The 13,743-nt window shown below is 55.0% G+C and carries 11 protein-coding genes and 1 pseudogene; 11 read left to right on the top strand and 1 reads right to left on the bottom strand.

Annotation, left to right across the window (positions count from 1 at the left end):
* Positions 1-42 precede the first annotated feature (42 nt).
* From liaF to T260_RS132530, 3 genes are read left to right on the top strand one after another with little or no spacing between them, the layout of a single operon-like run.
* Complete coding sequence (gene liaF, locus T260_RS132520; protein WP_020279776.1) at positions 43-774, top strand: cell wall-active antibiotics response protein LiaF; 732 nt, start codon at positions 43-45, stop codon at positions 772-774.
* Positions 771-1,805, top strand: coding sequence for a sensor histidine kinase (locus T260_RS132525; protein WP_011229937.1), 1,035 nt, complete (start codon positions 771-773; stop codon positions 1,803-1,805). The genes liaF and T260_RS132525 overlap by 4 nt, the downstream gene beginning before the upstream one ends.
* The gene (locus T260_RS132530) at positions 1,798-2,430 is read left to right on the top strand and encodes a response regulator transcription factor (RefSeq protein ID WP_013146334.1); all 633 of its coding nucleotides are present in this window, start codon (positions 1,798-1,800) and stop codon (positions 2,428-2,430) included. The genes T260_RS132525 and T260_RS132530 overlap by 8 nt, the downstream gene beginning before the upstream one ends.
* Positions 2,431-2,622: 192 nt before the next feature.
* Here T260_RS132530 and T260_RS132535 read toward each other — a convergent pair whose 3' ends face one another.
* Positions 2,623-3,123 carry a hypothetical protein gene (locus tag T260_RS132535; RefSeq protein ID WP_020279779.1) on the bottom strand — a complete coding sequence of 167 codons (501 nt, stop codon included), beginning with the start codon at positions 3,121-3,123 and terminating at the stop codon, positions 2,623-2,625.
* A gap of 193 nt (positions 3,124-3,316) precedes the next feature.
* On the opposite strand from T260_RS132535, the gene T260_RS132540 reads away from it, so the two are divergent.
* The 8 genes and pseudogenes from T260_RS132540 (at position 3,317) to T260_RS132575 (ending at position 13,671) form a co-directional block, all read left to right on the top strand.
* Positions 3,317-4,774, top strand: coding sequence for a protein adenylyltransferase SelO (locus tag T260_RS132540; RefSeq protein WP_021321826.1), 1,458 nt, complete (start codon positions 3,317-3,319; stop codon positions 4,772-4,774).
* A gap of 80 nt (positions 4,775-4,854) precedes the next feature.
* Positions 4,855-5,139, top strand: coding sequence for a hypothetical protein (locus T260_RS132545; protein ID WP_011229941.1), 285 nt, complete (start codon positions 4,855-4,857; stop codon positions 5,137-5,139).
* A gap of 112 nt (positions 5,140-5,251) precedes the next feature.
* A complete protein-coding gene (locus T260_RS132550; RefSeq protein ID WP_031206060.1) occupies positions 5,252-6,040 on the top strand; it encodes a MerR family transcriptional regulator in 789 nt (262 codons plus the stop codon).
* Positions 6,041-6,289: 249 nt separating this feature from the next.
* Positions 6,290-7,996 carry an ABC-ATPase domain-containing protein gene (locus T260_RS132555; RefSeq protein ID WP_011229943.1) on the top strand — a complete coding sequence of 569 codons (1,707 nt, stop codon included), beginning with the start codon at positions 6,290-6,292 and terminating at the stop codon, positions 7,994-7,996.
* A 431-nt stretch (positions 7,997-8,427) separates the two neighbouring features.
* Entirely contained in the window at positions 8,428-8,796 is a 369-nt protein-coding gene (locus T260_RS132565; protein WP_011229945.1) for a Na-translocating system protein MpsC family protein, read from the top strand.
* Between the two features lie 333 nt (positions 8,797-9,129).
* Positions 9,130-10,635: an NADH dehydrogenase subunit 5 gene (locus T260_RS132570; RefSeq protein ID WP_023633706.1), complete on the top strand. Its 1,506-nt coding sequence runs from the start codon at positions 9,130-9,132 to the stop codon at positions 10,633-10,635.
* Positions 10,628-13,202 (top strand): annotated as a pseudogene (locus tag T260_RS01000000137895) (DUF2309 domain-containing protein). Before T260_RS132570 ends, T260_RS01000000137895 begins: the two are co-directional and overlap by 8 nt.
* Before the next feature lie 151 nt (positions 13,203-13,353).
* Entirely contained in the window at positions 13,354-13,671 is a 318-nt protein-coding gene (locus T260_RS132575) for a DUF3870 domain-containing protein (protein ID WP_011229948.1), read from the top strand.
* Positions 13,672-13,743 lie beyond the last annotated feature (72 nt).

Raw genomic sequence — 13,743 nt, 5'->3', positions numbered from 1 at the left:
TGGTTACGCCTTTTTCATTTTGGACAACAGGGGGCTCCCCACATGCTTGATCAACGGAAGAAAACTGACTATGTCAGTTGGGTTGTTTTGGTGACACTGCTCCTTTTTGCAATCGAAATTTCGTTTTTTCGCCCGGGCGTGCTGTTTTCGTTAAGTATATCGGTCTGTTTGATTTATGTTGGAAGGAAAAAATGGCATCGGCGGAAAGGAAAATGGCTGTTTTGGCTTGGCTGCATCATGTTGGCCATTCATGTGTTAACGATGATGGCCGCTCGTTTTGTCATGGTCGCGCTGTTGGGTTATGCCCTTTGGCAATTGTTTCAGTCGAAGCGGCATCCGACGGTGATCCGCCCGACTATGGCTGAGAACTCGTATGGGGGAGAGGAAATCGTGCGCCGTCAACCACTGTTTCAAAATGTATGGGTTGGCCGGCAAGCGACCCCAGAACGGGTGTATGAGTGGAATGATGTCAATATCCAAACGGGGATCGGGGATACGGTCATTGATGTCAGCTATACTGTGCTTCCGAAAGGGGAAGCGGTCATTATCGTGAGAGGGTTGATCGGCAACATTCGAATTCTCGTTCCGTACGAAATTGAAACACGGCTCGTTCATTCCGCCATTTTTGGTGTTGCCTCGCTGTTTGGCAAGGAACAGGAGAAAATGTTCAACGAGACGCTCATTTATCAAACTTCTTCGTATGATCAAGCGGAGCAAAAGCTAAAAATCGTCACCTCGATGATCATTGGCAATGTCGAGGTGACACGCGTATGAGCCGACCGATGCTCGCTTCTGTTTTGCTTGCGCTTGCGCTTGCTGTGGCGTTGCTCATTTCCTTTCTCTATTTCCTTCCGCCTGGAATGTGGTCGTCTTTGTGGGATCAAACTGTGATGGGGTTGCCGTTTTTGTTGTTTGTGTTCGCTGTAAGCCTGTGTATGGGGATTGCTGTTGGACTTATGCTTGATTCCTTCTTTCGCCAGCAATGGCAAGCGGTTGTGCAGGCGCTTCGGCACATTGAACAAGGAGAGATGGGGGAGTTGCATCGGGAAGAGCCGCCGCCGGAACTGCAAGAGCTTTGGCGGCAAATCGTGAAGCTGCAAGCGCAATGGCGCGCGCAAACGAAACGCGTGCAAAAGTTAGCGGCGGAAAAGGCCGAACAGGAAGAACGGCTCGTTGAACGCATTCTTTCCGAAGAACGCACGCGGCTGGCGCGGGAACTGCATGATTCCGTAAGCCAACAATTGTTCGCCGCTTCGATGATGATGTCAGCCGTTATGGAAACGATGCCGCCCGATGATGAACGCCATCGGAAGCAACTGAAAATGGTCGAACAAATGATTCACCAGTCGCAATTGGAAATGCGGGCGCTGCTTCTGCACTTGCGGCCGGTGCAGCTGAAAGGCAAATCGCTTCAAGAAGGGATGACCGAACTGCTCACGGAATTGGCGGGCAAAGTGCCGCTCGAGATGAAATGGAACATCGAAGACGTTCCGCTCGATAAAGGGGTGGAAGATCATCTGTTTCGCATTTTGCAAGAGTCGCTTTCCAACACGCTGCGCCATGCGAAAGCGAAGTCGTTGGAAGTATTGCTCATCGAACGGGACGGGTTTGCCATTTTGCGCGTCACCGACGATGGCGTTGGCTTTGATGTGGAACGTTCGAAAAGCGGCTCGTACGGGTTGCAGCACATGTATGAGCGGGCGGCGGAAATCGGTGGGATGTTGAAAATTGTCAGCTTAAAAGGTCAAGGAACGAGGTTGGAAGTGAAAGTGCCGCTTTTGCACAGGGGGGATGACCGTGATTAAGGTACTGCTTGTCGATGATCATGAAATGGTGCGGCTTGGCGTGTCGGCGTATTTATCCGCCCAACCAGATATGGAGGTGATTGGCGAGGCGGAAGATGGTAAAAAAGGGGTGGAGCTCGCCCTCCAGTTGCGTCCGGATGTCATTTTAATGGACCTCGTGATGGAACCGATGGACGGCATTGCGGCGACGCGCGAAATCATCGGCGCGTGGCCGGAGGCGAAAATCATTGTCGTGACGAGTTTTTTGGATGATGAAAACGTGTTTGCCGCGCTTGAAGCAGGGGCGACGAGCTATTTATTGAAAACATCGAAAGCGAGCGAAATTGCCGACGCCATTCGCGCCACGTTCCACGGGCAATCGGTGTTCGAACCGGAAGTGGCCGGAAAAGTGATGCGAAACTATCGGAAACAAGAAGAGCGCCTGCCGCATGAGCAGCTCACGAGCCGGGAGATGGAAGTGCTTTTGTTGATGGCGCAAGGGAAAACGAATCAAGAAATGGCCGATGAATTGTTCATTTCACTTAAAACGGTGAAAGTGCATGTAAGCAACATCCTCGCCAAACTCGGCGTCCAAGACCGGACGCAAGCGGTCATTTACGCGTTTCGGCATGGCTTGGTGAAATGAGGAGCGTGTGAGTGGCACAAGCGCTATGCATTGAGAGTATGCTATGTCGAACGCGATTCATTTTTTGATAGGGAGTAGGTGTTCTGTGAACACCAAAACCGCTCCGTTTCATCAAGATGAACATGGAAGATGAAACGGAAGCGGTTTTTGACGTGCGGTGGACAGGGAAAATGGCTGGCTAACTGAGAGGAGTTACGCTTGCTTGGTCAGTTGGCGAAGTTTTCGGTCGTGGTGGAGCACTTTTGTTGTCAACACTTCGACCGAGGCTTGAGTATCTGTTAATTCTTCTTCAAGGTGGTCGATTCGTTCGTTCAGTTGTCTGTTCATCTGTTGCATTTCCTCACGAAGGGAGTCGATTTTGGCCTCAAGCCGAGTCTCAACAGCGTGGATTTCTGCCCGAAGCTGTTGCCCCATTTCTTGCATCTCGCTGCGGAGTTGTTGTCCCATTTCTTGCATCTCGTTGCGGAGCTGTTGTCCCATCTCTTGCATTTCATTGCGGAGCTGTTGTCCCATCTCTTGCATTTCACTGCGGAGTCGTTGCTCCATTGTTTGCATTTCATGGTGAAGTCGCTGTTCCATCGTTTGCATTTCATGATGCAGTCGTTGCTCCATTTCCTGCATTTTCGAGCTAATTTTGTCAGAATGCTGTTCGAGCGCTTGAAGCACCGCTTGAATGATTGTTTTCTCTTCCACTTTTTCTCACCTCCTCACAGGTATTATACAAAGAAACGGGGCGAGAAAGAAAGAGAAAATATGGTGGTTTTCGTCGAACGTTGACGGTTCGGTTTTTGGTTTAGGATCGCGCGTTTTCGGTTTATCATGCCGCCCGCTTTGCCGTACAATAAACTCATATAAAAAGGCTGTTTTGGCCGCAAAGGAGATGACGATGTTGGACGCAGGATGGAAGTTCGACAACAGTTATGCAAGGCTGCCGGAGCGCTTTTTCAGCAAAGTCCTCCCCACGCCGGTGCGCGCGCCGAAGCTTGCGGTGCTCAATCGTTCGTTGGCAGTCAAGCTTGGGTTGAATGAGGAAGCGTTGCGAAGTGAAGATGGGGTGGCTGTGTTCGGTGGAAACCAAATTCCAGGCGGAGCTGAGCCGCTGGCGCAGGCGTATGCAGGGCATCAGTTCGGTTATTTTACGATGCTTGGCGACGGACGGGCGGTGTTGCTGGGCGAGCACGTCACCCCAAGCGGGGAGCGGGTGGACATCCAGCTGAAAGGCTCGGGCCGGACGCCGTATTCGCGCGGCGGCGATGGGCGGGCGGCGCTTGGGCCGATGCTGAGGGAGTACATTGTGAGCGAGGCGATGCACGCGCTTGGCATCCCGACAACGCGAAGTCTTGCGGTCGTCACAACGGGAGAGACCATTATGCGCGAAACGGAATTGCCTGGGGCGGTGTTGACCCGTGTCGCCTCGAGCCATCTGCGCGTCGGGACGTTTCAATACGCGGCGCAATGGGGGACGATAGAGGAGTTGCGCGCTCTGGCCGATTATGCGCTCTGGCGCCATTTTCCTGGCTTTGAGGAAGCTGAGAACCGCTATTTGTTTTTGCTTGAACAAGTGATCGAACGCCAAGCGGAACTGATCGCGAAATGGCAGCTTGTCGGCTTTGTCCACGGGGTGATGAACACGGACAATATGACGATCAGCGGGGAAACGATCGACTATGGGCCGTGCGCGTTTATGGACACATACAGCCTGGAGACGGTGTTCAGTTCGATTGATACGGAAGGGCGGTATGCGTACGGAAACCAGCCGTACATCGGGGGCTGGAATTTGGCAAGGTTTGCGGAAAGCTTGTTGCCGTTGCTTGATGAGAATGAAGAAAAAGCGATCGCGCTTGCCCAAGGGGCGCTTGATGAGTATCCGAAGCGGTATCACCACCATTGGCTTAGCGGGATGCGGGCGAAGCTCGGCCTTGCCGAGGAGCAGGAAGGGGATCAGGAGCTTATTGCGGATTTATTGCGGCTGATGGAGGCGCATCGCGCTGATTACACGAACACGTTCCGGGCGTTGACGTTAGGCGAGTATACGGGAATGGCGCTGTTTGATTCCGCTGAGTTCCGGGAGTGGCAGGAGCGCTGGCAAACAAGGCTCAGCCAAGAATCGGTGTCAAGGGAAGAAGCGTATGAGCGGATGCGCCGCCATAATCCAGCTGTGATCCCGCGCAACCACCGGGTTGAAGAGGCGTTGGCCGCCGCGGTCCATGACGGCGACTACAGCGTGATGGAGCGTTTCCTTGAAGCGCTGTCTGACCCGTACGCCTACTCGCCGGAGCAAGAGAAATACGCGGAACTGCCTCCGCCGTCCGACCGCCCGTACCGGACGTTTTGCGGGACGTAATGGTGATGGCGTTTTCGTTTAGCGGCAAAGGAGAAACGAATCACCTTTTGCATCGTCTAATTTGGATAGAGGTGGTGTGAGTGAAGCGAAGTGTTCTTCTCTTTGCCGTGGTGGGAATGTTGTTTGTATGTGATGCCGTCTTTCCTTCGCAATTGGCTGAGACGGACAAAACAAAAGAACCATATGCGTCGTTTCGCCAGCGTATCATCATCCGCGATTCGGTTGATCAGCCGCTTTCTCCTCATGTGAAACAAGCAGGGGCGATGGAAACAACTAGCGAACCACAGCTGTTGCCTAACGTCGATTTGAACCATTCGATTGTGATAACGAAGATGCCGCATATCGAGGAAACGAGGAAAAATTGATGAAAGGCATCGCTTTTAACAAATGAAACAGCGATTGTTCAATGGGGGGCTGGGCTTGAGCCCTTTTTTCTTTTTTCCTCTTTACTTTTACGTTGCGTCAAGGTGTATCGTCATGAATAGGGAGGTGAGGGAAGTGGAGTACACGGTGCATGAGCTGGCGAAACTGGCGGGGATCACGAGTCGGACGCTTCGATATTATGATGAGATTGGCTTGCTGAAGCCGGCGCGATGGAGCGAAGCCGGTTATCGGCTGTACGGGCCGCGCGAAGTCGATCGTTTGCAGCAAATTCTCTTTTATCGTGAACTTGGCGTCGATTTGGAAACGATCAAACAAATCATTCATTCCCCGTCCTTTGATGAATTGAAAGCGCTAAGGGAGCACCGCCAACAGCTGTTGGAAAAAAGACGCCATCTGGATGCGTTGATTGCGAGCGTTGAAAAAACGATTGCCGCTAAAGAAGGAGGAATCATGATGAGCGACAAAGAAAAGTTTGCTGCGTTCAAGGAGCAGCTGATTGAAGAAAACGAACGGAAATATGGAGAAGAAATTCGCCAGAAGTATGGCGATGAACAGGTCGATCGTTCCAACGACAGACTGCGGAAGATGACGAAGGCACAGTTTGATGAAGCGGAACGGCTCAGTCAAGATGTGCTTGAGGCATTGAAAGAAGCGATGCAAGATGGCAACCCGGCTGGAGAGGCGGCGCAACGGGCGGCGGATTTGCACCGCCAGTGGCTTGGCCTCTGGTGGGATCATTATTCCAAGGAAGCGCATGCCGGACTGGCGCGTTTGTATGTCGAGGACGGACGGTTCAAAGCTTACTATGACCAAGTGCATCCGGGAGCGGCTGAGTTTTTCAAAGAAGCGATTTGGATCTATACGGGGATGAAAGACCGTTAGGCAGCAGGCGGCTCGCCCTAAGAATAGGCGGGCCGCTGTTTTTGCTGGTGATGGATGAAGAGGATGGGTTTGCGGTACAATCAAAATGGTGCATAGGGGTCGTTTTAGAACAAAGGCAAGGACTGAACATTGCTATGGAAGTGTCACGCAGAATCCATTAGGCATGGCTGGGCATTCTTGGAGTTGGATCCAATTCTGAAAGGTGTCTGTTAGAAGTAGGAGTCAAGGGAAAAAGAAAGGGATGGTTGGATGGAAACACTGAGACAACGGCTGCGGTCGATCGACCAAAAAGGCTATAAGGCATATAAAGCGATCGAAGGTACGTATCGGTTCCCAACGTTTACGCTTGCAATTGACCATGTGCAAGGCGATCCGTTTGCCGAACCGTCCAAGGTGCGGGTGATCGTGCCGCGGGCGAAAACGGCGCTGGCAGCGGAGTGGACCGATACGAAACCGCGCCGCATTCGCTGTGAGGATTTGCTTTTGCGCCGCGTCCACCGCGAATTGCGGCAATGGCCGCTGCGGGCGCGCGGGTCGGGAAAAAGTGGACTCGTCTTGATTGATGCGCCGGGGCAAAAAGTGCTCGAGCGGACGGCGGTGCAAGTGGCTGACGAGACGATTACGGTTTGTTTATCGGTCGGTTTGCCGGCGAATGGACGGCGCATTTTGGCGAAAGAAGCCGAGGCCATCTTTTTCGAGCAAATTCCATCCGTCATTGAGCGAGCGGTGTACGGCCTTCGGGAAGAAGACATCCGCCCGGCGGTGGAGCTGGCCGATCAGCAGCACGCCATTCGCCGTTATTTGCGCGAGCATGGTTTGGTGGCGTTTGTCAAAAACGGCGCGATTTTGCCGCGGGAGAGCGGAGTGAGCGACAAGCCGCTGCAATGCGAGGCCGTACCGTTTCAAAGCCCGCCAGAGCTGGAGATCGCGATCCCGATCCCGCACTGCACCGAGCCGGTGAAAGGCATGGGCATCCGAAAAGGCATTACGCTTATTGTCGGCGGCGGGTATCACGGCAAATCGACGCTGCTTCAGGCGTTAGAGCACGGCGTGTATGACCATATCGCCGGCGACGGGCGGGAGTTTGTCATCACCGACAGCGGGGCGGTGAAAATTCGCGCCGAAGACGGCCGGAGCGTCGCCAGTGTTGACATTTCGCCGCTCATTGGCGCGTTGCCGTACGGCAAAGAGACAACGCAGTTTTCGACGGAAAACGCGAGCGGCAGCACCTCACAGGCCGCGAGCATGATCGAAATGATTGAAGCGGGGGCATCGGCGTTTTTGATTGACGAAGATACAAGCGCAACGAACTTGCTCATCCGCGATGGACGCATGCAGGCGCTCGTGGCGAAAGAAGCCGAACCAATCACGCCGTATATCGACAAGGCGCGTCAACTATTTCGCGATTACGGCATTTCGACGGTTCTTGTCGTCGGCGGGTTGGGGGATTACTTGGATATCGCTGATTGCGTGATCAAAATGGAGCAGTACGTCCCGTTTGATGTGACCGGGGAGGCGAAGCGGATCGCTGCAGAGATGCCGTCGGGACGGAAAGCGGAAGGCGGAGAGTCGTTCGGCCGCATTCGCGAGCGCATTCCCCTGCCCGAAAGTTTGAACAGCCAAAAAGGAAAAAAAGCAAAAGCCGTCGCGCGCGGACGGCACGTTATTCAGTACGGGCAAACCGATCTATTGCTTTATGCGCTTGAGCAGCTGGTCGATGACAGCCAGACTCGGGCGATTGCCGCGGCGCTGCTGTATATGGAACGAAAAGGATGGCTCGACGGGAAGAAAACCATCCGCCAACTACTTGATGCGATCGAAGAACAATGGGACCGTCAAGGGCTAGGCTCAGTTTCGTTCCGAAAAGGGAATCCGGGTGAACTTGCTCGCCCGCGCCGCTTCGAGCTGGCGGCGGCGCTGAACCGGCTGCGGTCGCTCCGGTGTATCCAGCAGTAGCCAGCTTGGAAAGGAGAAAGCCGGTTTGCTTTTTCTTGGCGACGTTTCCGTGCAGGTTGGATTACAGGGTTATTGGGGAGGAGGAATGGGTTGGTTTTTGTTTTTCCCAGCTGCAACAAAAAATAGGGCCGCAGGATGTGAGGCAAGGGCGTTTGTTTTCCCTGCTGGCCAACGGAACAACGGACGCTCTTGTTTCAACAGGGGCGGCCGTGTGCCGGTATCGACCCAGGCGCGATCGGTGCGGGGCCGCTGCTCTTGTTCCAATAGACGATGCCTCATGCCTCAGGCAAAACGCGAATGAATCCGCTTTCTGTCGGCGCCTTGCCCATTTTGCTCTAGCGCTATCCACCAATTACGGCTATAATAATGTTTATCAGTGCAACGTGGCGGATGGCGGCGGGAAGCCGCGGGTTGGTTAGGGGGATCAGGGCATGAACAAGTCAAAAGGTTGGATGGAATCGGAAATCAGCAAAGCGTTGACGAAATGGGAAAAAGATTTTCTCGGCCGCGGCTCGGTGTCGGTGAAAACCGATATTTTGCGTGATATGATTATCGTTTCCCTGCATGGCATCTTGACACCTGCTGAGTACGCTCTTTGTGAATCGAAGGAAGGGATGCTGGCGGTGAAACGGTCGCGGACGAGTTTGGTGGAATCGGGCGTCGATGATTTGAAGAAGATGATTTTGGAAATCACGGGTGAAAAAGTAAAAAGCTTTCATACCGATTTAAGCACCCGAACGGGTGAGCGGATTATTGTCTTTAAGCTGTTCAACGATTTGGAGAAACAGTTGACAAAATAAATTTTTCCATGACAAATCAACAAAGTTATTGTATAATTGAAACAACTTTTGTATAGTAAGTATAGAATAAAATAGTGGACGATGCTGTCGGGAGCCCTTCAAAAAACCTACGTGGGCTTAGGTTCGTTGAAGGGAAACCGACCGTCGCCTGCCGCGCGACAACGAACGGGAGATCTTCAAACAATCGAGCGATGATTGGTTGAAGGTAAACCGGCTATGGGCAATCGATAGGCAATGGAACGGCCTTTTTCGGCCGTTTTGCCTGATTGACATAGCCGGTTTTTTCTTTTTTCTCTCGAACGATGTGCAAGCAGATGAGGGGAGGAGATGGCAATGGGGAACGAATGGTTCGCATGGGGATGGCTGGCGGCGATTGCGGTCGTTTTCCTAAGTGCGATCGTGTGGCTGTTTCCGCGCGTGTCGGAACGATATGTGCATGTGCACGTTTGGCTGTTGCTGTTGCCGGGGACGGCGGCGCTATTCGGATGGATCGGCGCCGGCGGCGCGGTCGACATCGGCCCGTGGCGGTTTGATGCGACGAGCTGGCTGTCCGCCGTTTATATTTCGCTTCTCAGCTGGGCGATTCAACGGTTTGCGGTTCGCTATTTGCACGGCGACCGCCGCTATCGGCTGTATTTCTCGCTCTTGACATGGACGTCATTTGCCGCTTCGCTCACGTGGGCGGCCGGCGACTTGCGGTTGATCGCAGTGTGCTGGGGGCTGCCGCTTGTGGGGCTTGTGGCGTTGACCGCGTTGAAAAAAGAATGGGAGCCGGCTCAGTTCGTTGCCTGGCAGATGGGCATGCTGTTTTTGGCAAGTTGGATTGCTGTGGCCCTCACCGCTGTTTGGCTTGGGGCGAGAGTCGGTGAATGGACGCTCGTCTCGGCGTTGTCGGCGGAACGTTTAGCTCGTCTCGCTCTATGGGAAAGGGCGGTGATGAGCGGATTGCTCATGTTGGCTGCCGTCATTCCAGCTGGGCAATGGCCGTTTCATCGCTGGCTGATGGAATCAGCCGTGACGCCGACGCCGGTGTCAGCGGTGATGCATGCCGGTCTTGTCAACGCTGGGGGGCTCTTGCTTTGGCGCTTTTCTCCGCTCTTTAACGAAACGTGGGCGCATGTGGCGCTGTTTCTGATCGCTTTTGCCTCGATTTTGATTGGCACGGGCGTTAGCTTTGTTCATGTTGACTATAAGCGCCAGCTCGTCGGTTCGACGATGGCGCAAATGGGCGTCATGCTTGTGCAATGCGCCCTGGGCGCTTACGGGGCCGCAGTAGTGCATTTAGTGTTGCACGGGTTGTTTAAAGCGACGCTCTTTTTGCAGTCCGGGTCCGTCGTGCCGCCAGTCGGTCGGGCAGGATTACGAAAAACAGGCAGTTCGTGGCCGGGCGGCATCATCCTCGGCGTGCTGTTTGGGTGGGGCTTTTGGCAGGCGGCTCCGCACGAACCGGCCCGGTTGTTGAGCGCGCTTTTGCTTGCGGCCTCGGCAACGGTTGCCTGGGGACGGCTTACGGATTTTCGCGAAGGCCGTTGGCTGGGCTTTGCGGTTGTCGTTGCTTTGGCGTTGGCGTCCGAAACGGTGCGCCATCAATTTATGGCGCTGCTTCATAACGGGATGCCGTCCGCGTTTCTGCCGCCCGCTTCGTTCGAATGGCTTGTCTGCGCTCTGTTTGTTGCCGCGGCGCTGGTTGCTGTATGGATCGCGAACCGGCGCAGTTCCATGCTTGCCATTCAGCTGTACATGTGGCTTGTTCACCTTGGTGAACCGCGTCCGGCGGCGACCGAAGCACACCCGCGTTATTTGGCGTCCTATCTAAAGGAGGGGATGGCTCATGAGTAGAAGCGTCATATCACTTGAACGGTCAACGGAGGCAAAAAAAGCAGCCGCTTGTCCGCTCGAGGCGATCGTCAGCGAAGCGGCGAAGGTGATCGCTCCGCTTTGGCCGATTTCCGCGTTTATCGCCCGCCATCCGTGGATGGGGATGGAAAACAAGTCGTTTGTCGACGCGGCTGACCGACTGCAAGAAGCTTACGGCATCGACTTGTATCCGCCAATGGCCGTTTTTCATGCGGCGCTATCCAAAGGGGAGATTGACGTTTCCTTCATCGAGCGGCGTCTGCAACGATGGTTGGATGACGAGCCGCTTCCTGCGCCGCGCCATGAAGCGGAACGGCTATGCCGCGCCCTCCTTTGGAACGATGCGGTGCCCGAAGAAGCGCTTCAGATGCCGAAACTGATCGAGTTGGCCGCCGCTATGCCGCTGCGCTCTGTTTCCATCCGCACGCGGTCTGTGCGCCTTGGTTTGGAAAAGCGGTTGGATCAACAAATGATCAAATGGTGCAAGCTGTTTTACGATCGGGGAGAGGCGGTGTGGGCGCTGCCGCATCGTGAACACGGCTTTTACGGGTCTTGGCGTCGTTTGGCGCCTCTTGATCCGTCCTTGTCCAAGGAGGAGCGGAAACGGCTTTTCGATTGGCCTCACCATCCAGAGGAGGCGCTGCAACGGGCGCTTGAGCAGCTTGGGGTGCAGGATGAGGAAGCCGTGGCCTATTTAGAAGCGCATTTATTAGCTCTGCCCGGCTGGGCGGGGATGATGGTCTGGCAATCGCGCCGTGCAGGTGACGAAATCGGCGGGCTGATCAACTACTTGGCCGTTCGTTTGTCGCTGGAGTGGGTGTTCACAGCGCCCCATCTGCCGCTGAAGGAGGAAGAAAACGAAGACGATCGTGCGGTTGGGCCGCTGTTGGCCGCCTGGATCCACTGGGGCGGCATGACGCTGGACGACTGGCGGCGCCTTCCGCTCGAAGACCGCCAAGCTCGTCTGGTGTTCGCCGATCGGTTCTGGCGAATTGGCCGCCGCCATCTTTGGCTTGAGGCGTGGGAAGATACGTATGAAGCGAAGCTGAAAGAAGCGGTTCTCACCCGTCAACCTGAGGAGCCAAAAGAGCAGGCGGCAGCGCAGCTATTGTTTTGCATTGATGTGCGCTCCGAGCCGTTCCGCCGTCATGTAGAGGCGGTCGGCCCGTTTGAAACGTACGGCTGCGCTGGCTTTTTCGGCTTGCCGATCCAAACGCGCGTGCTTGACAGCGATGACGCCCATCCGTCTTGCCCGGCGATCGTCGCGCCGCGGCATGAAATCAACGAAACCGCTTCTCCCGAAACGGCGGCGCCGTACCGCCGGCGGCGCGATCTGTTCCGCTTTGTCGGCCGGACGTTTAAAAAAATCAAGCAGCATCTGCTGGCTGGTTTGCTGCTTCCGGAAATGAGCGGCCCTTGGCTTGGTTTGCATACGATCGCCCGCAGCGCAGCGCCGGCTTGGGCCGGGCAAGCCATTCATCAGGCGGAAATGTCGGCGCAACAAAAACCGAAGACGACGCTGTCGCTTGATTGCCAAGGGCATGACGAAACGACTGGGCTGCCGATCGGGTTGACAAAAGAAGAGCAAGTGCAATACGTAAAACAGCTTCTCGTGAACATCGGCCTGACGTCCTCATTTGCCCCGCTTGTCGTCGTCTGCGGCCATGAGAGCGAGACGACAAATAACCCGTATGCGTCCGCGCTCGATTGCGGGGCGTGCGGCGGCGCGGCTGGGGCGTTCAACGCCCGCGTATTCGCCGCGTTGGCCAACTTGCCGCACGTGCGGGATGGATTGGCGAAAGAGGGAATCGTCATCCCGGATGAGACAGTGTTCGTCGCCGCTGAACATATCACGACCGTTGACGAGTTGCGTTGGGTGGAAGTGCCGCCGTTGTCCGAAGCGGCTGAGGCGGCGTTTCGACAGCTGAAACAGGCGCTTGCCGGCGTCAGCCGCCAAGCCAATGCTGAGCGGATGGCGAAGCTGCCGCATGTCGGCGCCATGCCGCGCGATTTTTCGGCAGGATTTTTATGGTATAATNAGATCACGAAAAAAAAGATGGCCGAAAAGGGCGTTGACAAAGGGCGTTCATTTAGACGGCCGGGTGTTTTTGCACAGCTACGATTGGCGCGAAGATCCGACCGGTGAGGCGCTGGCCGGCATCATCGCTGGGCCGGCCACGGTTGGGCAGTGGATCAACTTGCAATATTATGCTTCGACAGTGGCACCGAATTACTATGGAAGCGGCGACAAAACGACCCAGACGGTGACCGGCGGCATCGGCGTCATGCAAGGGAACGGAAGCGACTTGCTAGCCGGCTTGCCGTGGCAGTCCGTCGCCGCATCTGACCGTGAGTGGTTCCACTCTCCGCTTCGGTTGCTCGTCATCATTGAAGCGCCGTTTTCCTATATCGAGCGGTTGCTCGATGAAAACAGCGAATTTCGGCGCAAAGTCCAAAACGGCTGGCTCCGTCTCGCCTCGATTGACCCAGACAGCGGGGCGTGGGTGAACTGGGAGGCAGGCCGTCTTGCGTCGGTACAGCAGCGCTAAAAAGCAACGATATGCCGCTTGCCGGGTTTGTCTGGCCGGCGGCTTTTTTTCGTTGACTGCCAAATGAGGCAGGGAAAATGGATGCACGCCGCGAAATAAGATAGCAGCTGGTATAACAGCAACAGGAAAGACGAGGAAAGAGGGAAAGCGGATGAAAACGCAGTTTATCGCCGGTCATGCGCGGCTGCCGGCCGGAATGGCGGCGAAAAGCCTTTACGATACGCTGACGATCACAGCGGAAATTGATAAAAAATACGGGGTGATCGTGGAGGCATCATGCACACTGGCTACTGAACATGGGCGCGATTACGTGGCCCGCCTGCTTCGCGGCCATTCGCTGCGCGATGGCATCGACGGTCTGCTCGCCGAGCTTGACGAAGGGTATTTAGGGAAAGCCCATTCTGCTCTGTGCGCGGCGCTAAAAGATTTGTACAAACAATATTGCAAAATGGAGGAGAAAGAGCCATAAGCCGCTGCCCCTCATCGGTTGATGGGGGGCAGCGGCGTTTTGGTGCGGGTCAGCGGCTTGGCCGCCCATGAT

The organism is Geobacillus thermopakistaniensis (assembly GCF_000498995.1).
Taxonomy (GTDB): Bacteria; Bacillota; Bacilli; order Bacillales; family Anoxybacillaceae; genus Geobacillus; species Geobacillus thermoleovorans.
Note: the sequence above shows the minus strand (reverse complement) of the source record. Positions and strands in the feature narration are given on the sequence as shown.